This window comes from Bradyrhizobium sp. WSM2793 (genome assembly GCF_000379585.1).
Lineage (GTDB): Bacteria > Pseudomonadota > Alphaproteobacteria > Rhizobiales > Xanthobacteraceae > Bradyrhizobium.
Map to the genome: position 1 here is coordinate 66,370 of NZ_KB902768.1, position 26,013 is coordinate 92,382.

Sequence of the window (26,013 nt, forward strand, 5' to 3'; positions counted from 1 at the left end):
TCGCTGGAAGGACGCGGGGGCGGCCGCGCGCTACTCCTCGATCACATCGATCGCGATTTCCGGGCAGTTGGATTTGGCAAGCCACGCCTTGTCCTCGAGCCCCGGCGGGACCGTGCCGTCGCCGGCTTCGTGGGCGTTGCCGTATTCGTCCAGCTCGAAAAGTTCCGGCGCGAGGGCCTTGCAGCGCGCGTGGCCCTGGCATTTGTCGGGATCGACGTGAACCCTCAGTCGCTCTGTCATGGCGGCATCCTCGGTCGTATCCGCGCGTGGCCCGATGGCGGCGCGTTCCTCATGTCAATTTTATCCGCGGCATTCGCCGCCGGCTTTAAGTTATATGCTATTACATTCGCGACAGGCTTTCCCTGTCAAGCGCAAACTTATAGGTTCGCCCCACCATGCGCTCACAACTCGCCCGCAAGCCCGCGAACACCTACCATCATGGCGATCTTCGCGATGCCTTGGTCAAGGCCGCTTTGCGCGAGGCGGAGCAGGGCGGCGCCGAGGCCATCAGCATCAAGGCGCTGGCAAAGCAGCTCGGTGTGTCGCAGCCGGCGCCGTACCGACATTTCGCCGACCGCGAGGCGCTGCTTGCAGCGGTGACGGCGGAGGCGTTCAGGCAGCTCAGCGCGATCTTGCGAGAGGCCATGGCTGGGACGTCGAAGCAATCAAAGCTGTCGCGGCTGGCGCAGGCGACGCTCGAGTTTGGCCTGCGCCGCAACGGCATCTACCGCTTGATGTTCGCGTCCCGCACCGTGGCATGCGCCGACAGGGGCAGCGAGCTGCACGAGGCCACGCGCGAGACCTTCTCACTCGTGATCGAAGCCCTGGAAGCGCCCGCCGTCGGCTATTTGCGCGAACGTCAGGCGCTCAAGATCTGGGCGGCGTTGCACGGCGTGGTGATGCTGGCCGAGCAGGGCCTGTTCACCGGCGAGGCCGCGCACGCCACGCGCGAGGAACTGGTCGAGGATTTCGTCAGCGAAACGAAGGCCGCGCTCGCCGCTGCCATCAAGGGCGCGCGGCGTCGAAAAGCGACAGATACCTAAGCCTTCGCTTTCAGCAGCTTCATCAGCTTGTCGACCGCGCTGTCAGGCGTGGTTACGACGGGACGGCCGGTTGCTTCCGTCACCAGAGGCGCCGTCGAGGCGATGCTGAACTGTGCCAGCGCGATGACGTCGCAATCGCGCAAATCGCGCGAAGCTTCAACAATCAGCCGGTCGTGCGTAGCGCGGTCGCCGCGATCGAGCGCCGCCAGCGCGCCCGCGGCAAGCTTCGGCACGATCTGGACGGAGGCAGGAAACTCCGGCGGCATCGAGGCCAGGGTCGGCGGAAAGGTGGACAGCAGGCCGATCCGCGTGCCCATCGTCACCGCGCGCTCGATCATGGCTTCGTTGGGCTTGAGCACCGGCATCGGCGCATGCGCGCGCGCGACCGCCTCGATACAGGGGCCGAAGGCCGAGCAGGTGAACAGGATCCCGTTCGCTCCGGTCGCCGCCGCATAGTCGCCGAGCGCGAGGAAGCGCTCGGTCATGGCATCGTTGAGCGCGCCGTCGCGGGCCAGATCCGCCGACAGGCTGTCGTCGAGCAGGTTCATCAGCCGCGCCTCTGGCCAAGCCTTGGCGAACGCCGCTTCGATCGGGGCGATGGAATGCTTGAGGGCGTGGATCAGGGCGATGCGAGGGGACGTCGTCATCTCAGGTGGCTATCCATGGGTCTCGTGCCCCGGACGCAGCGCAATGCGCAGTATTGCGCTGCAGAGCCGGGGCCCATTGTGGCCGCTGGGTCCCGGTTCTGCGCAGCGGCGTTGCACGCCGCAGCGCGTCCGGGACACGATCACGGTTTACTTGAACGGCACCGCGTACATCAAGCCGCCCTTGCTCCAGAGGCCGTTGAGGCCGCGATCGAGCTTGAGCGGGCTCGCCTTGCCGACATTGCGCTCGTAGATCTCGCCGTAATTGCCGGTGGCCTTGATCGCGGTGACCAGCCATTTGTTGTCGAGCCCGAGCCGCGAGCCGAGGTCGCCGGATGCGCCGAGCAGCCGCTGGATCGCGGGCGTCTGCGACTTCGCCATCTCCTCGACATTGCCTTGCGTGACGCCGAGCTCCTCGGCCTCGATCAGGCCGTAATGCAGCCAGGTGATGATGTCGCTCCAGACCTCGTCGCCGTTGCGGGTGAAGGGCCCGAGCGGCTCCTTGCTGATGGTCTGCGGCAGCACGACGTAATCGGCCGGGTTCGGCGCGGCGGTGGTCACGGCGCCGGCGAGTGCGGAGGCGTCCTGGGTCATGGCATCGCAGCGGCCGCCGAAGAAGGTCTGGTACATGGTGTCGACGCGGTCGAACACCAGCGGCTTCCAGTCGATGCCGTTGGCGCGGCCGTAATCGCCGAGCGTCACCTCATGCGTGGTGCCCTGCGCCACGCAGACGGTGGCGCCCTTGAGGTCCTTGATGTCCTTGACGCCCAGATCCTTCTTCACGACAAAGCCCTGGCCGTCGTAGAAGTTGATCGGACCTTGCCGCAAGCCCAGCGTCACGCCGCGCAGATAGGTCTGCGTCGAGTTGCGGTAGAGCACGTCGATCTCGCCCGACTGCAGGGCGGTGAAGCGGTTCTGCGCGGTCAGAGAGACGTAGCGCACCTTGCTGGCATCGCCCAGCACGCCGGCCGCGAGCGCGCGGCAATAATCGACGTCGAGACCTTTGTAATTGCCCTGCGAGTCGGGCGCGGAGAAACCGGCAAAGCCGGCGCTGACGCCGCACACCAGCGTGCCGCGGCTCTTCACCGTGTCGAGCGTCGCGGCGGATGCGACAATTGTCGATGCAGCGAGCACGCTCGCTGCGATAACCACTTTCCTCATCATGCTACTCCCCTCAGTGATTGACACTACGCAACACGTTGTCGACGGCCGTGCCGAGCTTGTCGACGATCAGGTCGATCTCGTCCGCCGAGGCGATATAGGGCGGCGCCAGCAACACGTGGTCGCCGCGAACGCCATCCACAGTGCCGCCGCCGGGATAGCAGCCGAGCCCATTGGCGAAGGCCTCCGCCTTGATCTTCTGATTGAGCTTGAGCGCAGGATCGAACGAGGTGCGGCTGGCGCGATCAGAGACCAGCTCGATCGCCCAGAACAGGCCACGGCCCCTGATATCGCCGACATGGCGGTGATTGCCGAAGCGCTCGGTCAGGCGCTGTTCGAGCTGCTTGCCGCGCTCCTTGACGCGCTCGAGCAGGCCGTCCTCGCGGATCACCTGCTGCACCGCCAGTGCGGCGGCGCAGGCGAGGGGATGTGCAAGATAAGTGTGGCCGTGCTGAAAGGCGCCCGAGCCGGCGCGGATGGTCTCGATGATCTTGCCACTCGCGAGCATCGCCCCAATCGGCTGGTAGCCGCCGCCGAGCCCCTTGGCGATCGCCTGGATGTCGGGCGCGACGCCTTCCTGCTCCCAGGCATGCGTGGTGCCGGTGCGGCCCATGCCGCACATGACCTCGTCGAGGATGAGCAGCGCGCCGTGCCGGTCGCAGATCTCGCGCACCGCCCTGAAGTAGCCGTCCGGTGCCGTTACCGCGCCGGCGGTGGCGCCGACGACCGGCTCGGCGAGGAACGCCGCGACCGTGTTGGGACCGAGCCGCTGAAATTCCGCTTCGAGCTCCGCCGCCAGCCGCGCCACGAACTGCGCATCGGATTCGCCGTCGCGCTTCTCGTGATAGGCAAATGCCGGCGTCACATGGCTGAAGGCGGCCGAGAGCAGCGGCGCATAGGGCGCGCGCCGCCAGGCGTTGCCGCCGGCGGCGAGGGCGCCCAGCGTGTTGCCGTGGTAGCTCTGCCGCCGTGCGATGAAATGTTGCCGCTGCGGCTCGCCGCGCTCGATGAAATATTGGCGCGCGAGCTTGATGCTCGCTTCGATCGCCTCGGACCCGCCGCTGACGAAATAGGCGTAGGCAAGACCACCCGGCTCATGGCCGACCAGCGTCTCGGCGAGAGCCTCGGCGGGCTCGGAGGAGAAGAAAGCAGTATGCGCGTAGGCCAGCGTTGAGGCCTGCTTTGCCATCGCCGCGATCACGCGTGGATGCTGATGGCCGAGGCAGGAGACTGCCGCACCGCCGGAGGCGTCGATGATGCGCCGCCCGTCCTCGGCAAAGAGATAGATGCCTTCGCCGCCGATCGCCTTGGGCGGCGTCTCGCGGAGTGAGCGGTGCAGCACGCGGCTGGTGCGAGCGGCCATGGGTCAACCTTTCTCTGAGACGTAGATGGAGGCAGCGGTGAGCCGCGCCTCGGTATTCTCCAGGCGCTTCTTCGCGGCGGCGCCGCCGAGCGAGAACGTCACGGCAGCCAGCGACTGCGCGATCGCGATCGCGCCGGTGAGACTCGGGAAGAAGCCGGGAGAGGAGGCCGCCTCGAACAGCAGCAAATGGTCGGCGCCCTCGGCCATCGGCGCAGAGAGGGTGTCCGCGATGGCAATCAGCGTCGCGCCGCTGTGATGAGCGGCTTGCGCGACGCGGACGCTCGCATGGGTGTACGGCAGGAAGCCGATGACGATGACGGCTTCGCCCGGCCGGAAGGCGCCGAGGTCGAGATCGTCGGGGCCGGACACGCCGACGAGTTGCACCTGCTCGGGGCGGAACAGCCGAAGCTCGTAGTTCAGGAGCTCGGCAACGCTGCGGCAGCTGCGATAGCCGGCAATCCAGATCCGCTTGGCCTCATGCAGGGAGCGCGCGGCCTCCGCGATCGGTTGCGCCGGAATGCGCGGTAGGCCGGCGGCCTCAGCCTCGAGCTTGTCGGTGACGAGCGCGACATCGGCATTCGGACCGGGCCGGCGGCTTCTGGCGCGGCCGGAGAAGGGCGAGGTCTGCGATGGTCGCCGCGCCTCGGTCAGCGCCGCGCGCAATTCGTCCCAGCCCGAATAACCGATCGCCTTGGCGAGCCGCGTGAACGCGGCGGGATCGGCGCCGGCTTCGGCCGCGAGGTCGCGCATCGAACGGGTGGTGGCGTCATAATCGTTGGCGGCGACGAAGCGCCCGACTTCCTGCAGCCGCATCGGCAGCGATGGCAATGCAATGCGCAGTTCGCTCAGAGGCGAGGATTTCGCGGACTCGACCATGAAACATTTGTTGCACGAAATATAGATTGGTGCAACAGTTGACGTGCGCCGCCCGGAAATCGCTGCCTCTCGAGAAGGGTTTTTGTGCCGTGACATCGGACACGCCGAGACCGCCACCGCGCCGCCGCCTGTTTGGCGCATGGGGACGCCGCGAGCTGCAGGGCCTGTTCTGGCAGGTGCTGGTGGTCGGGATCGCGCTCGCGGTCATCGGCTTTCTCTGGTCCAACACCGTCACCAACCTTTCGGCGCGCCGCATCACGACCGGTTTTGCCTTCCTCGGACGCGAGGCCGGCATGCCCATCGCCGACAGCTTGCTCGCCTATAATCCGAGAGACACGTATCTCTGGGCCTTCGTCGTCGGCATCGGCAACACCTTGCGCGTCGCCGTGATCGGCATCGTGCTCGCAACCATCCTGGGCACCCTGATCGGCATCTCGCGACTGTCGGCCAACTGGCTGCTGTCACGACTTGCCGCCGTCTATGTCGAAACGCTCCGCGACATCCCGCTGCTGCTTCAACTCCTGTTCTGGTACGTGCTGATGCAGGCGCTGCCCGCCGCGCGCGCGGCATGGCGGCCGGTCGAGGGCGTGTTCCTGTCCAATCGCGGCCTGATCCTGCCGGCCATTCCGCTTGGCCCGCCGCAGCTTTGGGTGCTCGGCACGGCGGTGTTCGGCCTTGCCGTGGTCTATCTCATCCGGCGATGGCTGATCGTGCAGCAGATGCGCGACGGCAAACCGCGGCCGGTATGGCCCTTTGCGGTGAGCTTCATCATCGCGTTGCCCGTGCTGGTGTCCGTACTGCTTCGCGTGTCCTGGAAGATCGAGTGGCCGGAGCTGCGCGGCTTCAACTTCGTCGGCGGGCTGACGCTCGCGCCGGAATATTTCGCGCTGCTGATCGCACTCGTCACCTACACCTCGGCCTTCATTGCCGAGATCGTGCGCAGCGGCATCCAGTCGGTGCCGCGCGGGCAGTGGGATGCCGCCAATGCGCTGGGCCTGCGCCGCAGCTTCATGCTGCGGCAGATCATCCTGCCCCAGGCGCTGCGCGTCATCGTGCCGCCGATGACGAGCCAGTACCTCAATTTGACCAAGAATTCCTCGCTCGCGGTCGCGATCGGCTACCAGGACGTGGTCTCGATCGCCAACACCACGCTGAACCAGACCGGGCAGGCGATCGAGGCGATCGCGCTGATCATGGCGGTGTTCCTGACCATCAGCCTTTCCATCAGCTTCTTCATGAACTGGTACAATTCGCGCATTGCGCTGGTGGAGCGCTGAGCATGACCGCGATCGCCGACATGCCGGAAGTGCCGCGCGCCGCCCGCCGCCCGCAGATGGGGAATCCGGCGTTGCGCTGGCTGCGCACCAATTTGTTCTCGTCGATCCCGAGCGGCATCCTCACCGTCGTGCTGCTGGCGATCCTCGCCAAGGGCATCTTCAGCTTCGTCCAGTGGGGCATCGCCAATGCCGTCTGGCTGACCCCGGCGAACGATTCCAGCGCCTGCCGTGCGGTCCGCGGCCTCGGCGCCTGCTGGGCGATCATTCCGGAAAAGTACCGCTTCATCCTGTTCGGCACCTATCCGTTCGACGAGCAGTGGCGGCCGGCGCTGTCGGTCGTGCTGTTCATCGCACTGTACTTTCTCTCGACCCGTCGCGTTTTGTGGCGGCGCGAACTCATCTATCTCTGGATCGGCGCGCTCGCGCTCATCAGCGTGCTGATGTGGGGCGGCGTGCTCGGCCTTTCCTTCGTCTCGCAGGATCGCTGGGGTGGTCTGCCGGTGACGCTGATACTGGCGACGTTTGGATTGGCCTTCGGCTTCCCGCTCGGCATCCTCGTCGCGCTCGGTCGGCGTTCGAAGCTGCCGGCGATCCGCTCGCTCAGCGTGCTCTATGTCGAGCTGATCCGCGGCGTGCCGCTGGTGAGCCTATTGTTCATGGCAAGCGTGATGTTTCCGCTGTTCATGCCCAGCGGATTCAACATCGACAAGCTGCTCCGCGCACAGATCGCGATCATCCTGTTTGCGGGCGCCTACCTCGCCGAAGTCATCCGCGGCGGCCTTCAGGCCGTGCCACGCGGGCAGTATGAAGCGGCGGACGCGCTCGGGCTGTCCTACTGGCGCAAGAACCGGCTGATCATCCTGCCGCAGGCGATCCGCCATGTCATCCCGCCGCTGGTCAACACCTTCATCGCATTCTTCAAGGACACCAGCCTCGTCCTCATCATCGGCATTTTCGATCTGCTCACGACGGCGAAGACGGCGATCATCGATCCTGCGTGGCAACAGTTTTCGGTCGAGGTCTATATCTTCGTCGCTGCGATCTACTTTGTGTTCTGCTTCGCGATGTCGCGGTACAGCCGTAGCCTGGAAGCGACGGGTGGGAGGTGATCTTCCTTCTCCCCTTGTGGGAGAAGGTGGCGCGAAGCGTCGGATGAGGGGTTCTATCGTCGAATTCAGACGGCGAGGGAGTCCCTTGTGGAGAGATNCCCCTCACCCGTCTCGCCGCTATGCGGCGAGCCACCCTCTCCCACAAGGGGAGAGGGTGGTACGGAGCGCGCGGTGTAGAGTGGAATTACTTCCTCACCTTCGGATCGATTGGCGTGGTGCCGCGCAGACCCAGAATATCCTCCAGCACCTTCGCGCCCGCGAGCACCTGCGCATCGCCCCTTGGTGCACCGACCACCTGCACCCCGACCGGCAGGCCCGACGCCGTGAAGCCGCATGGCAGCGACAGCGAGGGGCAGCAGGCGAGCGTGATGGCGTAGACGATGCCGAGCCACTCGACGTAATTGTCGAACCTTTTGCCGGCGCATTCGGCGACATAGCGGTGTTCGATCGGGAAGGGCGGCACGATCGTGGTCGGCGTCAGCAGCAAATCGTAGGTCTTGAAGAACTCGACCGCGCGCGCCGTCATGCCGACGCGCTGGGCCTCGGCGCGTTCGAGCTGCTCGACCGTCAGCTTGAGGCCTTCCTCGATGTTCCAGATCACCTCGGGCTTGAGCAGGTCGCGCTTGGTGCGCAGCAGATTGGCCTTGGTGATCGCGAAATCGAAGGCGCGCAGAACGTGGAAGCATTCATGCGCCTCGCGCCAGTCCGGATGCGCCTCCTCGACGATGGCGCCAGCCTCGGCAAAGCGTTCCGCCGCCTTGCGCGTGATCGCCTTCACCTCGGGATCGACAGGCGTGATGCCGAGATCGGGCGAATAGGCGATGCGCTTCGGCTTCTTGCCGGACTGAGCCGCCGACAGGAACGAGGTCGTGGGCGCCGGCAGCGACAGCGGATCGTCCGCATAATCGCCGCTCATCGCATCCAGCAGCAGCGCGAGATCCTCGACGCTGCGCGCCATCGGGCCGACCACGCCGAGATTGCGATCGATGCCGGATTTGGGGGTATGTGCGACGCGGCCGATGCTCGGGCGCATGCCGACTACGCCGCAGAAAGCCGCGGGGCTGCGCAAGCTGCCGCCCATGTCGGAGCCTTGCGCCAGCCAGGCCATGCCGGTGGCCAGCGCCACGGCCGCGCCGCCGGAAGAGCCCGCCGCAGATTTTAAAGTATCCCAGGGATTGAGGGTTGCGCCGAACACTTCATTGAAAGTGTTGGCGCCGGCGCCGAATTCCGGCGTGTTGGATTTGGCGTAGACGACCGCGCCGTTGGCCTCGAGATTCTCGACCATAAGGTCGGACTTGGCGGGGATATTGTCCTTGAAGATCGGCGAGCCCTGCGTGTTCAACGCGCCCGCAACGTCGGTCAGGTCCTTGATCGGCACCGGCAGGCCCGCGAGCAGCCCCCGCGCGCCGGCGGGTTTCCGCATCAGGGCCTTGGCGCTGTCCCGCGCGCGCTCGAAACACAGGATCGGCAGCGCGTTCACCTTGCCGTCGACCTCACTGATGCGCTTCTCCACGACATCGAGCAGCTCGAGCGGCGAGACATCGCCGGACCGCAGCTTGTCGACGACGGCGCAGGCGGTTTCACGGATCAGGTCTTGAGACAATTACTTTACTCCTGTGCTTATTGTGTTCGTCATTGCGAGGAGCGAAGCGACGAAGCAGTCCAGAGTCCCTCCGCGGCAACAATCTGGATTGCTTCGCTTCGCTCGCAATGATGCGGATAGAGTTAGCCCCAGCCAGCGCTGATGCCGCCGTCCACCGTGTAGATCACGCCCGACGTATAGCCGGCGCGGTCCGATGCCAGGAACGCCATGAGATCGCCGATCTCGCGCGCATGCGCGGGACGGCCGAGCGGCAGGCTCTTCTGGAATTCCTTGTAGCGGTTCTCGTCGCCGAACTGGTGCTTGGCCCGCGTCTTGAGCAGGGTGACGTGGCGATCGGTGCCGACGGGGCCGGGATTGATGCCGACCACGCGGATGTTGTCGGCGAGACTTTTTCCGCCGAGCGCGCGGGTGAAGGCCATCAACGCGGCATTGCCGGCGCTGCCGCAGATGTAATTGGCGTCAAACTTTTCGCCGGCTGCGCCGATATCGTTGACGATCACGCCGCCGCTCTTCGCCTTCATCTGCGCGTAGATCTGCCGCGTCAGGTTGATATAGCCGAACACCTTCAATTCCCAGGCGTGACGCCAGGTCGCCTCGTCGATCTTGTCGATCGAGCCGCCGGGGATGTCGCCCGCATTGTTGACGAGCACGTCGATGTCGGCGGCTTCCTTCGCAAGCCGCGCCAGATCCTCGGCCTTGCGAAGATCGACGATGCTCGTTGCGGCATCGATCTGGTGGGCGGAACGCAGGCGCTCGGCCAGCGCCTTGAGCTGGTCGCCGTTGCGGGCGGCGAGCAGGAGGTGCGCGCCTTCCTCGGCAAACGCTTCGGCGGCGGCGGCGCCAATGCCCTTGGACGCGCCGGTGATCAGGACGCGCTTGCCACGCAGATGCAGATCCATGAGGGTACTCGCAGGATAGGAACAGGATGAAATCAGTAGGCGCTTGGCCGCGCCATGGTCAACATTGCAGTGCAGCGTTGCACTGCCGCTGCGTTTGGTCCATTGCAATGCGGTCAAAAGGCGGCGACTGCCGGACCAACCAAGGACGTTCTCGATGAGCAAGAAACAATACCGGATCGCGGTCATTCCCGGCGACGGCATCGGCAAGGAAGTGATGCCCGAGGGCCTGCGCGTCCTGGAGGCCGCGGCGAAGAAGCATGGGGTCTCCCTGCAATTCGACCATTTCGACTTCTCGTCCTGGGACTATTACGAGAAGCACGGCCAGATGATGCCTGACGACTGGAAGGAGAAGATCGGCAAGCACGATGCGATCTATTTCGGCGCGGTCGGCTGGCCGGCCAAGATCCCGGACCACGTCTCGCTATGGGGCTCGCTGATCAAGTTCCGCAGGGAGTTCGACCAGTACGTGAATTTGCGCCCGGTGCGGCTGATGCCCGGCGTGCCGTCGCCGCTGGCGGGCCGCAAGCCCGGCGACATTGATTTCTGGGTGGTGCGCGAGAACACCGAAGGTGAATATTCCTCCGTCGGCGGCCGCATGTTCCCCGACACCGACCGCGAGTTCGTCACCCAGCAGACGGTGATGACCCGCACCGGCGTCGACCGCATCCTGAAGTTCGCCTTCGAGCTCGCGCAGTCGCGGCCGAAGAAGCATTTGACCTCGGCGACCAAGTCCAACGGCATCTCCATCACCATGCCCTATTGGGACGAGCGCGTTGAAGCGATGGCGAAGAAGTTTCCGGGCGTGAAGTGGGACAAGTACCACATCGACATTCTCACCGCGAATTTCGTGCTGCATCCGGATTGGTTCGACGTCGTGGTCGGCTCCAATTTGTTCGGCGACATCCTCTCCGACCTCGGCCCGGCCTGCACCGGGACGATCGGCATCGCGCCGTCAGGCAATATCAACCCCGAGGGCGATTTCCCCTCGGTGTTCGAGCCGGTGCACGGCTCGGCGCCTGATATCGCCGGCCAAGGCGTCGCCAACCCGATCGGCGCGATCTGGTCGGGCGCCATGATGCTCGAGCATCTCGGCGAGAAGGAAGCCGGCCAATCGATCGTCGAGGCGATCGAGCGCACGCTGGCCGAGCGGACGCTCCGCACCAAGGACCTCGGCGGCAACGCCGACACCACGGCCTGCGGCAAGGCTGTCGCGGATATGGTGGATTGAGGCTCTTTACCCTCTCCCTTGTGGGAGAGGGTGGCTCGCCGCGTAGCGGCGAGACGGGTGAGGGGTATCTCTCCGCGGAGTTAAACCTCTCAAAAATTTTTCGCGGCACGAACCCCTCATCCGGCGCTTCGCGCCACCTTCTCCCACAAGGGGAGAAGGGAAGAGAGGCGTGCCCCGCGCCTTTCAGCCAGCGATGTTCTCGATCGCGGCCTGATCCAGCCCGAACTTCTTCCCGGCCTCGATGATCTCCTGCCAGGTGGTCGGATCGACCGGAATGCCTTCGGCAAGGCGCTTCTCCTTGGTCTCGCGCTCGGGCTCGCCGGCGATTCTGACCTTGTCGACGCCGGGGGCAGGCGGCGAGCCGGTTTGCCAGGCAACAAAACTCTCGACTTCGCGCGCGAGGTTTTCGCCGGTGCCGAGCTTGCCGGGATCGATGACGATCGAGAGCATGCCGTTGAGGACGTTGTACTTGCCGTCGGAGGGGCCCTTGACCACCTGCCCGCCGGAGAGCGCGCCGCCGAGGATTTCGCACACGAGCGCGAGCCCCGAGCCCTTGTGCTCGCCGAACGGCAGGATCGCGCCATGCGGCGGGATCACGGTGTAGCGCGGGTTGGTGGTGGGCTTGCCTTCATTGTCGATGATGGTGCCTGGCTCCAGCGCGACGCCCTTGTTGTGGGCGACGCGGGTTTTGCCCTGCGCGATCCGGCTGGTGGCGAAGTCGAGCACGATCGGGTCCTTGCCGGCGCGCGGGATGCCGACGCAGAACGGGTTGGTGCCGTGGCGCGCATCGCTGCCGCCCCAGGGCGCCACGATCGGGCGGGAAATGACGTTGACGAAGTGGATCGAGACCAATCCGTGGTCGATGCACTGCTCAGCCCAGTGGCCGATGCGACCGATGTGATGCGAATTGGAGAGGCCGACGAGGCACACGCCGTTTCGCTTAGCGCGTTCGGCTGCCAGCTCCATGGCTTCATGACCGATCACCTGGCCGTAGCCGGTGAGGCCGTCGAGGGTGAGGAGCGGCCCCGTGTCGAGCACGATCTTGACGTGCGCGTTCACGGCGAGGCCACCATTGGTGACGCTCTGGACATAGCGCGGGATCATGCCGACGCCGTGGGAGTCATGGCCCTTGAGGTTGGCCTCGACCAGATTGGTGGCCACGAGCTCGGCTTCGCGGTCCGAAGACCCGCCCGCCTTGACGATGGCGCGGATGGCGTTGGTGAGCGGCTCTACCTTGATGGTGCGATAGTCGGCCATTGTTATTGCTCTTATCCTTTCACAATTTGGCGGGGAGCGTAGGGTGGGTTAGCCGAAGGCGTAACCCACCACTTCTGTCTCCGCGGAAACTAAAGAGGTGGGTTACGCCTCGCAGATGCGCTTTGCGCACCTGCAAGGCTAACCCACCCTACGAATTCACGATGCGGCGGCAATGAACCAATGCGGCTTCAATCAGGTTCTCGCTCGCCTCCGGCGTGCGGAAGGCGGAATGCGCCGACAGCGTCACGTTCGGAATTTTTGTCAGCGGATGATCGCCGGGCAGAGGCTCGGTGTTGAAGACGTCGAGGCCGGCATGGCGCATGTGGCCCGATTTCAGCGCGTCGATCATCGCCTGCTCGTCGACGATCGCGGCGCGGGCGGTGTTCACGAAGATGACGCCCGGCTTCATCTTTGCGATCTTGTCGCGCGTGATCATGCCGCGCGTCTCGTCGTTGAGCAGCAGGTGCAGCGACACGACGTCGCTCCTTGCCAGCAGGCTATCGAGATCGGTGAATTCCACGCCCGGATGGCTCTTCGGCGAGCGATTCCAGGCGATCACCTTCATGCCGCTGCCGGACGCAATACGCGCGACCTCGGCGGCGATGCCGCCGAAGCCGATCAGGCCGAGCGTCTTGCCGGTGAGCTGCATACCGTCTTCGCGCAGCCAGTTGCCGCCGCGCATCTCGCGATCCATCATCGCGATGACGCGGGCCGAGGCCCACATCAGCGCGATTGCGGATTCAGCGACCGCGGTGTCGCCATAGCCCTTGATCAGGTGCACGGAGATGCCGAGTTCTGACAGCTCCTCCGGGTTCATGTAGCTGCGCGCGCCGGTGCCGAGGAACACGACGTGCTTCAGCCCCGCACATTTCTTCGCCACCTCGGTCGGCAGCGCGGTGTGATCGACGATGGCGATCTCGGCGCCGTCGAGGATTTCAGGGTATTGCTCGGGCTTGATATCGGGATCCCTGTGGATCCGTACCTTGGGATCCCCGGGCTTCTCCAGCCGTTCCATGATCACGGCAAGCGCTTCATTGGCGTCGACGAAAACTCCGCGCATGGCTCTCTCCGGTCAGGACGCGACGCCGGCGATCGCCAGCACGGTATGCATGAGAACGTTGGTGCCGGCAGTGCAGTCGCCCTGCGTGGCATCCTCCAGCTCGTTGTGGCTGATGCCGTCCTTGCAGGGCACGAACACCATCGCCGCCGGCATGATCGTGTTGAGGTTGCAGGCGTCGTGGCCGGCGCCGGAGGTGATGCGGCGCGAGGAATAACCGAGCGTCTTTGCCGCGTTCTCGACTGCCGAGATCAGCTTGGGATCGAAATGCGTCGGCGGCTTGCGCCAGACCAGGTCGATCTTGACCTCGACCTTGCGGCGCGCGGCGATTTCGGCAATCGCGGCGCGCAGATCGCGATCGAGCGCGTCCATGATGGCGCCGTCCGCGCTGCGGCAATCCATGGTGAAGGCGATCTCGCCGGGAATGACGTTGCGCGAGGGATTTGCGATCACGGCTTCGCCGATGGTGCCGACCGCGTTCGGGCCGTGCTTCTTCGCGATGGATTCCATCGCCAGCACGATCTCCGACAACGTCGCCAGCGCGTCGCGCCGCAGCGGCATCGGCGTCGATCCGGCATGGCTCTCGAAACCGGAGATCTTGCCGTCGTACCACAGCACGCCCTGGCCGGAATCGACCACGCCGATGGTCTTGCCTTCGGCCTCCAAAATCGGGCCCTGCTCGATATGCAGCTCGACGAAACAGCCGAGCTTCTGGAAGCCGACCGGCTTGTCGCCGCGATAGCCGATGCTGTCCAGCGCCTGGCCGACGGTCGTGCCCTCGGCGTCCTTGCGCGACAAAATGTCGTCGGTGGTGAAGTCGCCGACATAGGCGGCGGAGGCCATCATCGCGGGTGCGAAGCGCGAGCCTTCCTCGTTGGTCCAGTTGACGACGCAGATCGGCGCTTCGGTCTCGATGCCGGCATCGTTCAGCGTGCGGATCACTTCAAGTGCGCCGAGCGTGCCCAGAATGCCGTCATACTTGCCGCCGGTCGGCTGGGTGTCGAGATGCGAGCCGATGCCGACGGGCGGCTTCGACATGTCGCGGCCCTTGCGCAGGCCGAACTGTGAGCCGAGCGCGTCGGTGTGCACTTCGAGCCCGGCGTCCTCGCATGCCTTGCGGAACCAGTCGCGCACCAGCTTGTCTTCGCTGCTCAGTGTCAGCCGCCGCACGCCGCCTTTGGCCGTCGCGCCGAATTGCGCGGTCTCGTGGATGGAGCCCCAGAGGCGGGCGGAATCGATTTGCAGATTGGTGGCGGCTCGGCTCATGCGGTGGGGTCTCTCGATTGTCCGGCGCCTTTTTCAATGACGCGCCAGCGCGGGCGCGTCAACTGCGAGGCTGCTCTGCGCAATCTGCCGTGCAAGCTCGGCGACGCGCTCCACGGCGACGACGTCGGGCGAGGCGAGCCAGCTCGCGGTGAATGTCAGCGGTGCGATCGCCAGATCGGTGTCGAGCAGCTGCAGCCGGCCGTCGGCGAGCTCGTTCTCGACGATCGCGTCGGGGATCACGGCGACGCCGAGGCCTTCGACCGCCATGTGGATGACGGTCGCGAGCGATGCGGACGCGTGCAGCCGGATCGGCGGCAGCTCCGGCCGGTCGAATACCTCGCGCACGACCTCGTAAGGCTTGGTCTTGCGCGGGAAGGTGATGATCGGAAATCGCGCAAGCTCCGCCGGTGTCACCCGGCCTTTGCCGAGGCCGAGCGAAGGGCTTGCGAGGAAGCCGATCGGGTAATCGGCGAGCACGCGATTATGCACGCCGGACGCCGACAGCGGTCCGACCACGAAGGCAAGCTCGATCTCCTGCGCGAGCAGGCGCGCGGTGAGGTTGGGCGTGATGTCAACCTCGATCTCCAGCGACAGGTTCGGATAGACCTGGTTCACGCTCTTCACGAGGCGCGGCAGCCAGGTGTGCACGATGGTCTCGGCGACGCCGAGCCGCATCACGCCCCTCATCGCCGAACGATCGCCGATCTCCGCCATCATCTGGGCGCGCAGGCCGATCAGCTTTTCCGCATAGACCATCATCTGCCGGCCGCTCGGTGTCGGCGAGGCGACGCGGTGGTCGCGGTTGAGGAGCTTGACGCCCATCTCGCGCTCGAGCTGGGCGATGCGCTGGGAGATCGCCGGCTGGGTCGTGTTGAGCCGTGCTGCAGCGCCACGGAAGCTGCCGAGCTTTACGACCCAGAGAAAAGTCTCGATCGACCTGAAGTCCAGCATTGGAAGGATTTTCCTCGTCGATAAAATGAATTTATCGATATCGATTAGAAAGGACGATTAGACTTTATAGCACGCTTGGTGTTGGCTGTCTTTGTCGAGTTTATAGGCAGGTCGATTACATGACTGTTTTGGTGGCAGTGCAGCAAACTGAAACGCCCGACGCCCTTCCGAGCCGCAAGGCGCGGCTTGCCTATCGGCAAGGGCTGGTCGCCTCCACCGCCGGCGTCGCCCCCGGCTTCGTCCAGGGCAATCTGGCGATCCTGCCGGCGGAATATGCCAGCGCCTTTCATCGCTTCTGCCAGCTCAATCCGAAGCCGTGCCCGATCATCGGCATGTCCGATGTCGGCAGTCCTTTCGTCCCTTCGCTCGGCGCCGATCTCGACATCCGCACCGACGTGCCGCGCTACCGCGTCTGGCGCGACGGCGAGGTCGTCGACGAGCCGACCGATGTGACGAAGCATTGGCGCGATGATCTCGTGACCTTCGTGCTCGGCTGCTCCTTCTCGTTCGAGGAAGCCTTGCTCGACGAGGGCATGCCGATCCGGCACATCGAGCGCAATGTGCGCGTGCCGATGTATCGTACCAGCATCGCCTGCGGCGAGGCCGGTCCGTTCGCCGGTCCCATGGTGGTCTCGATGCGTCCGTTCAAGCCGGCGGATGCGATCCGCGCGGTGCAGATCACCTCGCGCTATCCCGCCGTGCACGGCGCGCCGGTCCATCTCGGCCATCCGCATCTGATCGGCATCAAGGACATCGCCAAGCCGGACTACGGCGATCCGGTGCCGGTCGCCGACGACGAGATTCCGGTGTTCTGGGCCTGCGGCGTGACGCCGCAATCGGTGATCAACGCCGCCAAGCTTCCGTTCGCGATCACGCATTCGCCCGGCCTGATGCTGGTGACGGATCTCAAGAACAGGACCATGGCCGTGATTTAGTGGGCAGCGTTTGCTGCTTCTTCGGGCTTTACCGCATCCATCAATCGCTTCATCCGATCAGACGAAATTCAGTAACAGGGGACTTTGCCATGACGATCACTCGCCGCGACGTGTTGTTGGGAGCCACCGCGACCGCTGCACTGGTGCCGCTCGCCGCACGCGCCCAGACTTCGGAAGTCGTGATCGGCGTCATCTATCCGTTCTCCGGCGGCAGCGCGCAGCAGGGCGTCGACGCGCAGAAGGCCTATGAGACCGCGCTCGAGGTCATCAACAAGGACACCGATTTCGACCTGCCGCTGGCGAAGGGCGAGGGCCTGCCGGGCCTCGGCGGCGCAAAAGTCCGCCTCGTGTTCGCCGATCACCAGGCCGATCCGCAGAAGGGCCGCGCCGAAGCCGAGCGCCTGATCACGCAGGAGAAGGTCTCCGCCATCATCGGCACCTATCAGAGCGCCGTCGCCGTCACCGTCAGCCAGATCTGCGAGCGCTACCAGGTCCCGTTCGTGTCGGCCGACAATTCCTCGCCGAGCCTGCATCGCCGCGGCCTGAAGTATTATTTCCGCGCCGCGCCGCATGACGAGATGTATTCGGCCGCGATGTTCGACTTCTTCGACGCCATGAAGAAGAAGGGCACCAAGATCGAGACGCTGTCGCTGTTCCACGAGGACACGATCTTCGGCACCGATTCCGGCAACGCCCAGGCCAAGATCGCCGGCGAGCGCGCCTACAAGATCGTCACCGACATCAAGTATCGCGCCAACTCGCCCTCGCTCTCGGCCGAGGTGCAGCAGCTCAAGTCCGCGAATGCCGACGTGCTGATGCCCTCGAGCTACACCACCGACGGCATCCTCCTGGTCAAGACCATGGCCGAGCTCGGCTACAAGCCGAACGCGATCGTGGCGCAGGACGCCGGCTTCTCCGAGAAGGCGCTGTACGATGCCGTCGGCGACAAGCTCGAAGGCGTGATTTCGCGCGGCACCTTCTCGCTCGACCTCGCGCAGAAGCGCCCGATGGTCGGCAAGATCAACGAGATGTTCAAGACGCGGTCGGGCAAGGACTTCAACGACCTCACCTCGCGCCAGTTCATGGGCCTGATCATCCTTGCCGACGCCATCAGCCGCGCCAAGTCGACCGACGGCGAGAAGATCCGTGATGCGCTGGCCGCGACCGACATCCCGGGCGAGCAGACCATCATGCCCTGGAAGCGCGTCAAGTTCGACGAGATGGGCCAGAACAACGACGCCGACCCGGTGCTGCTGCAGTATATCGGCGGCAAGTTCGTCACCATCTTCCCGCCGCAGGCCGCGATCGCCGAGGCGGTCTGGCCGATGAAGTAAGACTGGACGCGGGAGCTCAGATGCAGCTCCCGCCCTCATCCTGAGAAGCGGGCGTAGCCCGCGTCTCGAAGGACGAGGGCTGGGCCATCCTTCGAGACGCGCGCTTGTGCGCGCTCCTCGGGATGAGGATCTATTTCGGGGGACAGACTTTTGACAGCCCAAGCCATTATCCAGAGTCTTGCCAGCGGCCTCCTGATGGGCCTGCTGTACGGACTGATCGCGGTCGGCCTCGCGCTGATCTTCGGCCTGATGGACGTCACGAACTTCGCCCATGGCGAGTTCCTGATGATCGCGATGTATCTGTCCTTCTTCCTGTTCGCCTTCTTCGCGATCGACCCCTTGCTGTCGGCGCCGTTGGTCGCCGCGGCGCTCTTTATCTTCGGAGCGGTGATCTACCTGCTCATTGTTCGCTTTGCCATGCGGGCCAAGGCCAACGCCGGCATGGTGCAGATCTTCACCACCTTCGGCCTTGCCATCGTGATGCGGGGTCTGGCGCAGTTCTTCTTCACGCCTGATTATCGCAGCATTCCGCAATCCTGGCTCGGCGGCAAAACCATCTCGGTCGGCGGCATCTTCCTGCCTGAGCCGCAGCTGGTCGGTGCGCTGGTCTCGATCCTCGCCTTTGCCGGCCTCTACTTCTTCATCCACCGCACCGATTTCGGCCGCGCGCTGGAAGCCACCCGTGAAGATCCCGGTGCGGTCGCGCTGGTCGGCATCGACAAGAACCGCGTGTTCGCGTTTGGCTGGGGCCTCGGTGCCGCGCTGGTCGGCCTCGCTGGAGCGATCATGGCAAGCTTCTTCTATATCTATCCCGATGTCGGCGCGTCCTTTGCGCTGATCGCCTATGTCACGGTGGCGCTCGGCGGCTTCGGCAGCGTGTTCGGCGCCTTTGCCGGCGGCATCATCGTCGGCCTCGTCGAAGCGACCACCGCGCTGGTGCTGCCGCCGTCGCTGAAATCGGTCGGCATCTACGCGGTCTATCTGCTGGTCGTCTTCATCCGGCCGCGCGGCCTGTTCGGATCGATCTGATGGACAAGGATTTTGCAGCGCGGCGCCGCCGCGACCTCATCATCGCCGCGGTGCTCGCCGTGATTGCCGCGCTGACACCATTGTTCGTGAAGGACGTCGTCGTCCAGAACATCCTGATCCTGACGCTGATGTATGCGGGCCTGTCGCAGAGCTGGAACATCCTGTCCGGCTATTGCGGGCAGATCTCGCTCGGCCACGCGCTGTATTTCGGCCTGGGTGCCTACACCACCGAGCTGCTGTTCACGAAGTTCGGCGTGCTGCCCTGGTTCGGCATGCTGGCGGGCGGCGTGGTGTCGGCGCTGATCGCGATGGGGCTCGGTTATCCGTTCTTCCGCCTGCGTGGCCATTACTTCGTGATCGCCACCATCGTCATCGCCGAGATCGGCCTGCTGCTGTTCCACAATTGGGAATGGGCGGGCGCTGCGATGGGCATCACCATTCCGATCCGCGGCGACAGCTGGCTGAAATTCCAGTTCCTGCGCACCAAGCTGCCATACTTCTATTTCGCGCTGGCGCTGTGCTGCCTCGCCTGGTTCGTCACCTGGTGGCTGGAGAACTCCAAATGGGGATTTTGGTGGCGGGCGGTGAAGGACAATCCGGAGGCGGCCGAAAGCCTCGGTGTCGACGTCTTCAATTCCAAGATGGGCGCGGCCGCCGTCTCCGCCTTCCTGGTCGCGGTGGGTGGCAGCTTCTATGCCCAGTTCGTCTCCTACATCGATCCTGAAAGCGTCATGGGCTTCCAGTTTTCGCTCTTGATGGCGCTGCCCGCCGTGCTCGGCGGCATCGGCACCCTGTGGGGCCCGGTGCTCGGCGCCGCCATTCTGATCCCGCTGACGGAGCTGACCCGCTTCAAGTTCGGCGGCTCCGGGCGCGGTGTCGACCTCATCGTCTATGGCACGCTGATCGTCCTGATCTCGCTGGCCTTGCCGCGGGGACTGCTCAGCCTGTTCTCACGCCCGAAGAAGACGGGGGCCGCACGATGACCGCGCTTCTTGAAACCCGCGGCGTCTGGCAGCGGTTCGGCGGCCTCGTGGCCAACAGCGACGTCTCGATCTCGGTCGGCCGCGGCGAGATCGTCGGCCTGATCGGCCCGAACGGCGCCGGCAAGTCGACGCTGTTCAATCTCATCGCCGGCGTTCTGCCCCCGACGCAAGGCTCGATTCTATTCGACGGCGAGGACGTCACCCACATGCCGGCGGCCGAGCGCTGCCAGCGCGGGGTGGGGCGCACCTTCCAGGTGGTCAAGAGCTTCGAGACCATGACCGTCATCGACAACGTCATCGTCGGTGCGCTCGTGCGCAACACCGTGATGCGCGAGGCCCGTCGCAAGGCGCATGAGGTGTTGGAATTCACCGGCCTTGCCGCGCGTGCCGACGTGCTCGCGAGCGACCTCGTGCCGGCCGAGAAACGCCGGCTCGAAGTCGCCCGTGCGCTCGCGACCGAGCCGAAACTGCTGCTGCTCGACGAAGTCCTCACCGGCCTGACGCCGACCGAGGCGCAGACCGGTGTCGCGCTGGTGCGCAAGGTGCGCGATGCCGGCATCACCGTGTTGATGGTCGAGCATGTCATGGAAATCGTGATGCCGCTGGTTGATCGCGCCATCGTGCTCGATCTCGGCAAGGTGCTGGTCGAGGGCAAGCCCGCCGATGTCGTTCGCGATCCCAAGGTGATCAGCGCATATCTGGGAGATCGTCATGCTGTCGGTGCGTGAAGTCACGACCGCCTATCAGGGCCTGGTCGCGATCTCCTCGATCTCGATCGAGGTTCAGAAGGGCGAGATCGTCTGCGTTGCCGGCGCCAATGGCGCGGGCAAGTCTACGCTGCTCAAATCCATCGCCGGTGCCGAGCGTCCGCGCTCAGGTACCGTGACGTTCGACGGCAAGCGCCTCGACGGCATGGCGCAGCACCACATCACGGCGACCGGCATTGCCTATGTGCCGGAGAATCGCCGCCTGTTCCCGCGTCTGTCCGTGCGCGATAATCTGCGTCTCGGCAGCTATCTCTACCGCGGTGAAGCGAACCGCGAAGGACCGCTCGATCTCGTCTTCCAGCTGTTTCCACGCCTGGCTGAACGCCTGGAGCAGCGCGCCGAAACGCTCAGCGGCGGCGAGCAGCAGATGCTGGCGATCGGCCGCGCGCTGATGACGCGCCCGCGCCTGTTGATGCTGGACGAGCCCTCGCAGGGCATCATGCCGAAACTGGTCGACGAGATTTTTCAGGCCGTAAAGCGCATCCGCGATGCCGGCATGACCGTTCTGATCGTCGAGCAGCGCATGGCCGAGTGCCTGGAGATCGCCGACCGCGCCTACATCCTGCAAACCGGCCGCGTGCTGATGCAGGGCCCCGCGGCTGAGATCAGGGGCAATCCCGACGTGAGGAAGGCGTATCTCGGATTGTAGCCGCTCGCTACGATCCCTATCCTGATTGTTTCTTGTTCCGGTTCTTGCTTGCGCCACGCAGCGTCGGCGCTGGTGCCGAGGGTTGCCCGAAGCCATTCATCTGAATGCAAGAGAGCAGGTCGACATAGCTTTCGATGCCACCGGCGGAGGCCTCGGTGTAGCATTGGATGCGAATTGTCTCCGGCGTTGTCGTCCAGATGGACCCGAGCTGTTGCTGTGCGGTCTGCTCGTCGCTCATGCAGGCCTCGTAGGACTGCGGCTCGGTCAGCGACTTGTCGATCTCCTGAGTTGCCTTGCAGTTGGCCTCGACCTTGAGATCGGGGACGCCGCCGCGCCCGGACGTCTGGGCGTTTGCGGATAGTGACAAGACAATAAAGCAGGCGGCAGAGAGGAAGGCGCAGGATACTTTGAAATCCATGACAATTCTCCCAGCGATCGATGAAACAACTCCTTCAGTCAATTACAGGGGGATCATGTGCTCGCGATCCCGGCAATGCAAATCAATTCCGGCAGTGTCAGACGGTGTCGTAGCCCGGATGAGCAAAGCGATATCCAAGGCCCTGGTCCCGCATATCGCTTTGCTCATGCGGGCTACGATCGTCTCGTTCCACGATCTCTGCCGTCATCCTGAGGTGCGCGCTCTTGCGCGCCTCGAAGGATGGGCCGCGAGCGCCTGTAGCCCATCCTTCGAGGCTTCACCTTGCGATGCGAATGCATCGCATGGCTCGCACCTCAGGATGACGTCGGTGGGTGTGGCGGGCGGCCGTCGCCATATTCTCCGCAATGACGAGGTGAGAGCCGGGCTAATGCCCGTGCCCATGCTCCGGCAGCGTCACTCCGAACACCTTCACCAGATCCGTCACCTGCTCCGGCGACAGATAGCGCGGGTTCATCCCGCGCAGCAGCAGGTACAGCTTCGCCGTCTCCTCCAGCTCCTCCGTCGCGAACACCGCCGCTTCCAGCGTGTCGCCGGCAACGACCGGGCCGTGATTGGCGAGCAGCACCGATGAATATTTCCCCGCCAGGCCCTTGATCGCTTCCGCAACCGCGGGATCGCCGGGGCGGTAGTACGGCACGAGCGCGGTGGCGCCGCATTTCATCAGATAATAGGCCGTCATCGGCGGCAGCGCGGCGCGCGGGTCGATCTCGGGCAGCATCGAGAGCGCGACCGAGTGTGTCGAATGCAGATGCACGATGGCGCGTGCACTGCCGCGCGTGTCATAGAGCGCGGTGTGCAGTGGAACTTCCTTGGTCGGGGCATCGCCCGACACCAGCTGGCCGTTCTCGTCGAGCCGCGACAGCTTCGCAGGATCGAGGAAGCCGAGCGAGGCATTGGTCGGCGTCACCAGCCAGCCGCCGCCGTCCAGCCGGACGCTGATATTGCCGGAGGAGCCGGGCGTCAGCCCGCGCTCGAACAGGGACCGTCCGAAGCGGCAGATATCCTCGCGCAGCCTCGTCTCGTTGCTCGTTTCGGTTCTCATGGCCGTCATGCCCGCTTGTCTCACGCTTTGGCAGCGCGGCCAAGCCGTGATATCGGTTCGCCGAGCCGCCGCAAAAGCCGGCCGTCCGGGAAACGTTCGCAAGGGTTAGTTGCATGTCCGCCTCCACGTCACAAAATCAGCGCATCGCGGTCATCGGGCTCGGCTCGATGGGTTTTGGCATGGCGACCTCGCTGAAGCGCGCCGGTCACGCCGTCACCGGCTGCGACGTTTCGGCCGAGGCGGTGGCGCGTTTCGTGAAGGATGGCGGTGCGGGTGCCAAAACGCCGGCCGAGGCGGCCAAGGGCGCGGACATCGTCGTCAGCGTCGTCGTCAATGCCGCGCAGACGGAAGCCGTCCTGTTCGGCAAGGATGGGGCCGCCGAGACCATGCCCGAAGGCAGCGTCTTCGTATCCTCCGCCACGATGGACCCGGACGTGGCGCGACGTCTTGCCAAGCAGCTGGAGGCAACCGGCCGGCATTATCTGGATGCTCCGATTTCCGGCGGAGCGCAGCGCGCCGCGCAAGGCGAGCTGACGATCCTCGCCTCCGGCAGTCCCACAGCGTTCGCGAAGGCACGGCCCGCGCTCGATGCCATGGCCGCGAAGCTCTACGAGCTCGGCGATGCCGCAGGCCAGGGTGCCGCCTTCAAGATGATTAACCAGCTGCTCGCCGGCGTGCACATCGCCGCCGCCTCGGAGGCGATGGCATTCGCCGCCAAGCAGGGTCTCGACATCCGCAAGGTCTATGAGGTGATCACGGCCTCCGCCGGCAATTCCTGGATGTTCGAGAACCGCATGCCGCACGTGCTGGACGGCGACTACACACCGCGCAGCGCGGTCGAGATCTTCGTCAAGGATCTCGGCATCATCCAGGACATGGCGCGCAGTGCCAGGTTCCCGGTGCCGGTCTCCGCTGCCGCACTCCAGATGTTTCTGATGACATCAGCCGCCGGCATGGGTCGGGACGACGACGCCTCGGTGGCGCGGATGTATGCGCAGGTCACCGGCGTCAAGCTGCCCGGCGACAAGTAACGAAGAGGACTCCAATGCCCCGTTTCGCCGCCAATCTCTCGATGATGTTCACCGAGGTGCCGTTCCTCGATCGCTTCGATGCCGCCGCTTCAGCCGGCTTCACTGCGGTCGAGTTTCTCTTTCCCTATGAGCATCCCGCCGAGGCGGTCGGCGAGCGCCTCAAGCGCAACGGCCTGACCCAGGCGCTGTTCAATCTACCGCCGGGCGACTGGAACGCCGGCGAAAAGGGTTTTGCGGCGCTCCCCTCGCGCTTCTCCGATCTCAAGACGGGCCTGGAGACGGCGCTGCCTTACGCCAAGGCGACCGGCGTCAAGCGCCTGCACCTGATGGCCGGCATCGCTAACCGCGGCGAGCGCGTCGCGATCGAGGCGTTCTACAAATCGGTGGCATGGGCTGCGGAGTTCTTCGCCCCGCACGGCATCGACATCGTGCTCGAGCCGATCAATGCGCGCAACGTGCCCGGCTACTTTCTCAACGATTTCGGCTTCGCGCGCGATCTGATCCAGGAGCTGAGGCTTCCGAACCTCAAGCTCCAGTTCGACATCTATCACTGCCAGATCATCCATGGCGACGTCACGATGCGGCTGCGCGAGATGATGCCGATTATCGGCCATATCCAGATCGCCAGCATCCCCTCGCGTAACGAGCCTGACGGGGAAGAGCTGAACTATCCGTTCCTGTTCGAAGAGCTCGACCGGCTCGGCTATGCCGGCTTCGTCGGCTGCGAGTACAATCCGCGCGGCAAGACCACCGATGGCCTTGCCTGGTTCAAGCCCTATGCAGGAGTGAAGCCGTGACACTTGCGTTGGGCTGCATCGCCGACGACTACACCGGCGCTTCCGATCTCGCCAACACGCTGACACGCGCGGGCCTGCGCACCGTGCAGACCATCGGCGTGCCCGCGGACGATCTCGCACTGCCCGAGGTCGATGCCGTCGTGGTGTCGCTGAAGAGCCGCTCGATCGAGGCCGGCCTTGCCGTGTCGCGTTCGCGTGCGGCGGATCAGTGGCTGCGCGGCCGCGGCGCCGGCCACGTGCTGTTCAAGATCTGCTCGACCTTCGATTCCACCGACGCCGGCAATATCGGTCCGGTGATGGACGCGCTGCGTGCCGATAGCGGCGAAGGTGCCGTGCTGGTGACGCCAGCCTTCCCGGAGACCGGCCGCACCGTCTACCAGGGCAACCTTTTCGTCGGCGCCGTGCCGCTCAACGAGAGCCCGCTGAAGGACCATCCGCTCAACCCGATGCACGATTCCAACCTGGTGCGCGTGCTGGCGCGCCAGAGTAGGACGCAGATCGGTCTCGTCGACCTCGCCAACGTCACGCGCGGCGCAGATGCCGTGCGGGCACGGCTGGCCGAGCTGGCGGGCAAGGGCATCGGCGCGGCCATCATCGACGCGGTCTTCGATCGCGACCTCGAGACCATCGGCCTCGTCGCCGCCGAACATCGGCTGTCGGTCGGCGCCTCCGGCATCGGCCTCGGGCTCGCGCGTGCGCTGGTGTCGACGGGTAAAGTCAAATCGGCCAGGGCGAACGGCGAGACCGGCGCTGCCGTCGGTGGACCGGCGGCCTGCCTCGCCGGGAGCTGCTCTCAGGCGACGCTTCAGCAGATCGCCAACGCCGAGCGCGTCATGCCGGTGCTTCATCTCGATCCTGACCGTATCATTACGGGGGCCGGCGAAGCGCAGCGCGCGTTGGACTGGGCGAGGCCGCGGCTGGCGGAGGGCCCGGTGCTGATCGCCTCGAGCGCGACGCCCGATCAGGTCGCCGCATTGCAGGCGCGTCACGGTCGCGACGCAGCCGGCCATGCGATCGAGCAGACCATGGCCGACATCGCGGAGAGCCTTGTAAAATCAGGGGTGCGGCGACTGATCGTTGCCGGCGGCGAGACCTCCGGTGCCGTGGTCGATCGGTTGAAGATTCCCGGATTTCTCGTCGGAGTGGAAATCGCGGCAGGTGTCCCGGTGCTGCATGCGGTGGGCGCGCAAGCCGACATGCTGCTCGCTCTGAAGTCCGGAAACTTCGGCGGCGCTGAATTTTTCTCCGACGCGCTTAGGCTCATGCGCTGAAC

Annotated in this window: 26 protein-coding genes; 13 read left to right on the top strand and 13 right to left on the bottom strand. The window is 65.1% G+C overall.

What is annotated here, in order from left to right; genetic code table 11:
• Positions 1–30: 30 nt before the first annotated feature.
• Entirely contained in the window at positions 31–240 is a 210-nt protein-coding gene (locus tag A3AS_RS0100300) for a ferredoxin (protein WP_007607931.1), read from the bottom strand.
• A gap of 155 nt (positions 241–395) precedes the next feature.
• Between A3AS_RS0100300 and A3AS_RS0100305 the strand changes: the two genes are divergently transcribed.
• The gene (locus A3AS_RS0100305) at positions 396–1,043 is read left to right on the top strand and encodes a TetR/AcrR family transcriptional regulator (protein ID WP_018315602.1); all 648 of its coding nucleotides are present in this window, start codon (positions 396–398) and stop codon (positions 1,041–1,043) included.
• Here A3AS_RS0100305 and A3AS_RS0100310 read toward each other — a convergent pair.
• From A3AS_RS0100310 to A3AS_RS0100325, 4 genes are all read right to left on the bottom strand, one after another.
• Complete coding sequence (locus tag A3AS_RS0100310; RefSeq protein ID WP_018315603.1) at positions 1,040–1,690, bottom strand: aspartate/glutamate racemase family protein; 651 nt, start codon at positions 1,688–1,690, stop codon at positions 1,040–1,042. The genes A3AS_RS0100305 and A3AS_RS0100310 overlap by 4 nt on opposite strands.
• Positions 1,691–1,837: 147 nt before the next feature.
• Positions 1,838–2,851, bottom strand: coding sequence for an amino acid ABC transporter substrate-binding protein (locus A3AS_RS0100315; protein WP_018315604.1), 1,014 nt, complete (start codon positions 2,849–2,851; stop codon positions 1,838–1,840).
• A 10-nt stretch (positions 2,852–2,861) separates the two neighbouring features.
• Entirely contained in the window at positions 2,862–4,211 is a 1,350-nt protein-coding gene (locus A3AS_RS0100320) for an aspartate aminotransferase family protein (protein ID WP_018315605.1), read from the bottom strand.
• 3 nt (positions 4,212–4,214) lie between these two features.
• A complete protein-coding gene (locus A3AS_RS0100325; protein WP_018315606.1) occupies positions 4,215–5,087 on the bottom strand; it encodes a MurR/RpiR family transcriptional regulator in 873 nt (290 codons plus the stop codon).
• Positions 5,088–5,176: 89 nt separating this feature from the next.
• On the opposite strand from A3AS_RS0100325, the gene A3AS_RS0100330 reads away from it, so the two are divergent.
• Together A3AS_RS0100330 and A3AS_RS0100335 are read left to right on the top strand one after the other, a co-directional pair.
• On the top strand, positions 5,177–6,364 hold the full coding sequence (locus A3AS_RS0100330) for an amino acid ABC transporter permease (RefSeq protein WP_018315607.1): 1,188 nt from the start codon (positions 5,177–5,179) through the stop codon (positions 6,362–6,364).
• Positions 6,365–6,366: 2 nt separating this feature from the next.
• Complete coding sequence (locus A3AS_RS0100335; RefSeq protein WP_018315608.1) at positions 6,367–7,473, top strand: amino acid ABC transporter permease; 1,107 nt, start codon at positions 6,367–6,369, stop codon at positions 7,471–7,473.
• Positions 7,474–7,657: 184 nt separating this feature from the next.
• On the opposite strand, the gene A3AS_RS0100340 is transcribed toward A3AS_RS0100335, so the two are convergent.
• Complete coding sequence (locus tag A3AS_RS0100340; RefSeq protein WP_018315609.1) at positions 7,658–9,076, bottom strand: amidase; 1,419 nt, start codon at positions 9,074–9,076, stop codon at positions 7,658–7,660.
• A gap of 122 nt (positions 9,077–9,198) precedes the next feature.
• Entirely contained in the window at positions 9,199–9,975 is a 777-nt protein-coding gene (locus tag A3AS_RS0100345; RefSeq protein WP_018315610.1) for an SDR family oxidoreductase, read from the bottom strand.
• A 154-nt stretch (positions 9,976–10,129) separates the two neighbouring features.
• Here A3AS_RS0100345 and A3AS_RS0100350 point away from each other — a divergent pair, with 154 nt between their 5' ends.
• Positions 10,130–11,203, top strand: a complete 1,074-nt coding sequence (locus A3AS_RS0100350) for a tartrate dehydrogenase (RefSeq protein WP_018315611.1) — start codon at positions 10,130–10,132, stop codon at positions 11,201–11,203.
• A gap of 183 nt (positions 11,204–11,386) precedes the next feature.
• Here A3AS_RS0100350 and A3AS_RS0100355 read toward each other — a convergent pair whose 3' ends face one another.
• The 4 genes from A3AS_RS0100355 to A3AS_RS0100370 form a co-directional block, all read right to left on the bottom strand.
• Positions 11,387–12,460, bottom strand: coding sequence for a malate/lactate/ureidoglycolate dehydrogenase (locus A3AS_RS0100355; protein ID WP_018315612.1), 1,074 nt, complete (start codon positions 12,458–12,460; stop codon positions 11,387–11,389).
• Between the two features lie 148 nt (positions 12,461–12,608).
• Positions 12,609–13,520, bottom strand: a complete 912-nt coding sequence (locus A3AS_RS0100360) for an NAD(P)-dependent oxidoreductase (RefSeq protein WP_018315613.1) — start codon at positions 13,518–13,520, stop codon at positions 12,609–12,611.
• A 12-nt stretch (positions 13,521–13,532) separates the two neighbouring features.
• Complete coding sequence (locus tag A3AS_RS0100365; protein WP_018315614.1) at positions 13,533–14,783, bottom strand: Zn-dependent hydrolase; 1,251 nt, start codon at positions 14,781–14,783, stop codon at positions 13,533–13,535.
• Positions 14,784–14,816: 33 nt separating this feature from the next.
• Positions 14,817–15,734, bottom strand: a complete 918-nt coding sequence (locus tag A3AS_RS0100370; RefSeq protein ID WP_018315615.1) for a LysR family transcriptional regulator — start codon at positions 15,732–15,734, stop codon at positions 14,817–14,819.
• 119 nt (positions 15,735–15,853) lie between these two features.
• On the opposite strand from A3AS_RS0100370, the gene A3AS_RS0100375 reads away from it, so the two are divergent.
• The 6 genes from A3AS_RS0100375 to A3AS_RS0100400 all read left to right on the top strand — a co-directional run bounded on the left by A3AS_RS0100375 (position 15,854) and on the right by A3AS_RS0100400 (position 21,431).
• Positions 15,854–16,669 carry a putative hydro-lyase gene (locus A3AS_RS0100375; RefSeq protein ID WP_018315616.1) on the top strand — a complete coding sequence of 272 codons (816 nt, stop codon included), beginning with the start codon at positions 15,854–15,856 and terminating at the stop codon, positions 16,667–16,669.
• 89 nt (positions 16,670–16,758) lie between these two features.
• Positions 16,759–18,003 carry an ABC transporter substrate-binding protein gene (locus A3AS_RS0100380; protein WP_026201530.1) on the top strand — a complete coding sequence of 415 codons (1,245 nt, stop codon included), beginning with the start codon at positions 16,759–16,761 and terminating at the stop codon, positions 18,001–18,003.
• A 195-nt stretch (positions 18,004–18,198) separates the two neighbouring features.
• Positions 18,199–19,032, top strand: a complete 834-nt coding sequence (locus A3AS_RS0100385; RefSeq protein ID WP_245283139.1) for a branched-chain amino acid ABC transporter permease — start codon at positions 18,199–18,201, stop codon at positions 19,030–19,032.
• Positions 19,032–20,015 (top strand): branched-chain amino acid ABC transporter permease, encoded by a 984-nt coding sequence (locus tag A3AS_RS0100390; RefSeq protein ID WP_018315619.1) that lies wholly within the window; start codon positions 19,032–19,034, stop codon positions 20,013–20,015. Before A3AS_RS0100385 ends, A3AS_RS0100390 begins: the two co-directional genes overlap by 1 nt.
• Positions 20,012–20,743, top strand: coding sequence for an ABC transporter ATP-binding protein (locus A3AS_RS0100395; RefSeq protein ID WP_018315620.1), 732 nt, complete (start codon positions 20,012–20,014; stop codon positions 20,741–20,743). The genes A3AS_RS0100390 and A3AS_RS0100395 overlap by 4 nt, the downstream gene beginning before the upstream one ends.
• Positions 20,727–21,431: an ABC transporter ATP-binding protein gene (locus A3AS_RS0100400; RefSeq protein ID WP_018315621.1), complete on the top strand. Its 705-nt coding sequence runs from the start codon at positions 20,727–20,729 to the stop codon at positions 21,429–21,431. The genes A3AS_RS0100395 and A3AS_RS0100400 overlap by 17 nt, the downstream gene beginning before the upstream one ends.
• A gap of 16 nt (positions 21,432–21,447) precedes the next feature.
• Here the strand turns inward: A3AS_RS0100400 and A3AS_RS0100405 are convergent, their stop codons facing one another.
• Positions 21,448–21,849, bottom strand: coding sequence for a hypothetical protein (locus A3AS_RS0100405; RefSeq protein WP_018315622.1), 402 nt, complete (start codon positions 21,847–21,849; stop codon positions 21,448–21,450).
• A 385-nt stretch (positions 21,850–22,234) separates the two neighbouring features.
• Positions 22,235–22,921 (bottom strand): aldolase, encoded by a 687-nt coding sequence (locus tag A3AS_RS0100410; RefSeq protein WP_018315623.1) that lies wholly within the window; start codon positions 22,919–22,921, stop codon positions 22,235–22,237.
• Between the two features lie 104 nt (positions 22,922–23,025).
• Between A3AS_RS0100410 and ltnD the strand changes: the two genes are divergently transcribed.
• The 3 genes from ltnD to otnK are packed head-to-tail and all read left to right on the top strand — an operon-like array spanning position 23,026 to position 26,011.
• Positions 23,026–23,943: an L-threonate dehydrogenase gene (gene ltnD / locus A3AS_RS0100415; RefSeq protein ID WP_018315624.1), complete on the top strand. Its 918-nt coding sequence runs from the start codon at positions 23,026–23,028 to the stop codon at positions 23,941–23,943.
• A 14-nt stretch (positions 23,944–23,957) separates the two neighbouring features.
• A complete protein-coding gene (otnI, locus tag A3AS_RS0100420; protein WP_018315625.1) occupies positions 23,958–24,740 on the top strand; it encodes a 2-oxo-tetronate isomerase in 783 nt (260 codons plus the stop codon).
• Positions 24,737–26,011: a 3-oxo-tetronate kinase gene (gene otnK, locus A3AS_RS0100425; RefSeq protein ID WP_018315626.1), complete on the top strand. Its 1,275-nt coding sequence runs from the start codon at positions 24,737–24,739 to the stop codon at positions 26,009–26,011. Before otnI ends, otnK begins: the two co-directional genes overlap by 4 nt.
• The last annotated feature ends 2 nt before the right edge of the window (positions 26,012–26,013 follow it).

What these genes read in the sequence shown, in the direction of transcription:
- A3AS_RS0100300 (WP_007607931.1), bottom strand. Translation starts at nt 240, where the DNA reads ATGACAGAGCGACTGAGGGTTCACGTCGATCCCGACAAATGCCAGGGC.
- A3AS_RS0100305 (WP_018315602.1), top strand. Translation starts at nt 396, where the DNA reads ATGCGCTCACAACTCGCCCGCAAGCCCGCGAACACCTACCATCATGGC.
- A3AS_RS0100310 (WP_018315603.1), bottom strand. Translation starts at nt 1,690, where the DNA reads ATGACGACGTCCCCTCGCATCGCCCTGATCCACGCCCTCAAGCATTCC.
- A3AS_RS0100315 (WP_018315604.1), bottom strand. Translation starts at nt 2,851, where the DNA reads ATGATGAGGAAAGTGGTTATCGCAGCGAGCGTGCTCGCTGCATCGACA.
- A3AS_RS0100320 (WP_018315605.1), bottom strand. Translation starts at nt 4,211, where the DNA reads ATGGCCGCTCGCACCAGCCGCGTGCTGCACCGCTCACTCCGCGAGACG.
- A3AS_RS0100325 (WP_018315606.1), bottom strand. Translation starts at nt 5,087, where the DNA reads ATGGTCGAGTCCGCGAAATCCTCGCCTCTGAGCGAACTGCGCATTGCA.
- A3AS_RS0100335 (WP_018315608.1), top strand. Translation starts at nt 6,367, where the DNA reads ATGACCGCGATCGCCGACATGCCGGAAGTGCCGCGCGCCGCCCGCCGC.
- A3AS_RS0100345 (WP_018315610.1), bottom strand. Translation starts at nt 9,975, where the DNA reads ATGGATCTGCATCTGCGTGGCAAGCGCGTCCTGATCACCGGCGCGTCC.
- A3AS_RS0100350 (WP_018315611.1), top strand. Translation starts at nt 10,130, where the DNA reads ATGAGCAAGAAACAATACCGGATCGCGGTCATTCCCGGCGACGGCATC.
- A3AS_RS0100355 (WP_018315612.1), bottom strand. Translation starts at nt 12,460, where the DNA reads ATGGCCGACTATCGCACCATCAAGGTAGAGCCGCTCACCAACGCCATC.
- A3AS_RS0100360 (WP_018315613.1), bottom strand. Translation starts at nt 13,520, where the DNA reads ATGCGCGGAGTTTTCGTCGACGCCAATGAAGCGCTTGCCGTGATCATG.
- A3AS_RS0100365 (WP_018315614.1), bottom strand. Translation starts at nt 14,783, where the DNA reads ATGAGCCGAGCCGCCACCAATCTGCAAATCGATTCCGCCCGCCTCTGG.
- A3AS_RS0100370 (WP_018315615.1), bottom strand. Translation starts at nt 15,734, where the DNA reads ATGCTGGACTTCAGGTCGATCGAGACTTTTCTCTGGGTCGTAAAGCTC.
- A3AS_RS0100375 (WP_018315616.1), top strand. Translation starts at nt 15,854, where the DNA reads ATGACTGTTTTGGTGGCAGTGCAGCAAACTGAAACGCCCGACGCCCTT.
- A3AS_RS0100380 (WP_026201530.1), top strand. Translation starts at nt 16,759, where the DNA reads ATGACGATCACTCGCCGCGACGTGTTGTTGGGAGCCACCGCGACCGCT.
- A3AS_RS0100385 (WP_245283139.1), top strand. Translation starts at nt 18,199, where the DNA reads ATGGGCCTGCTGTACGGACTGATCGCGGTCGGCCTCGCGCTGATCTTC.
- A3AS_RS0100390 (WP_018315619.1), top strand. Translation starts at nt 19,032, where the DNA reads ATGGACAAGGATTTTGCAGCGCGGCGCCGCCGCGACCTCATCATCGCC.
- A3AS_RS0100395 (WP_018315620.1), top strand. Translation starts at nt 20,012, where the DNA reads ATGACCGCGCTTCTTGAAACCCGCGGCGTCTGGCAGCGGTTCGGCGGC.
- A3AS_RS0100400 (WP_018315621.1), top strand. Translation starts at nt 20,727, where the DNA reads ATGCTGTCGGTGCGTGAAGTCACGACCGCCTATCAGGGCCTGGTCGCG.
- A3AS_RS0100405 (WP_018315622.1), bottom strand. Translation starts at nt 21,849, where the DNA reads ATGGATTTCAAAGTATCCTGCGCCTTCCTCTCTGCCGCCTGCTTTATT.
- A3AS_RS0100410 (WP_018315623.1), bottom strand. Translation starts at nt 22,921, where the DNA reads ATGACGGCCATGAGAACCGAAACGAGCAACGAGACGAGGCTGCGCGAG.
- ltnD (WP_018315624.1), top strand. Translation starts at nt 23,026, where the DNA reads ATGTCCGCCTCCACGTCACAAAATCAGCGCATCGCGGTCATCGGGCTC.
- otnI (WP_018315625.1), top strand. Translation starts at nt 23,958, where the DNA reads ATGCCCCGTTTCGCCGCCAATCTCTCGATGATGTTCACCGAGGTGCCG.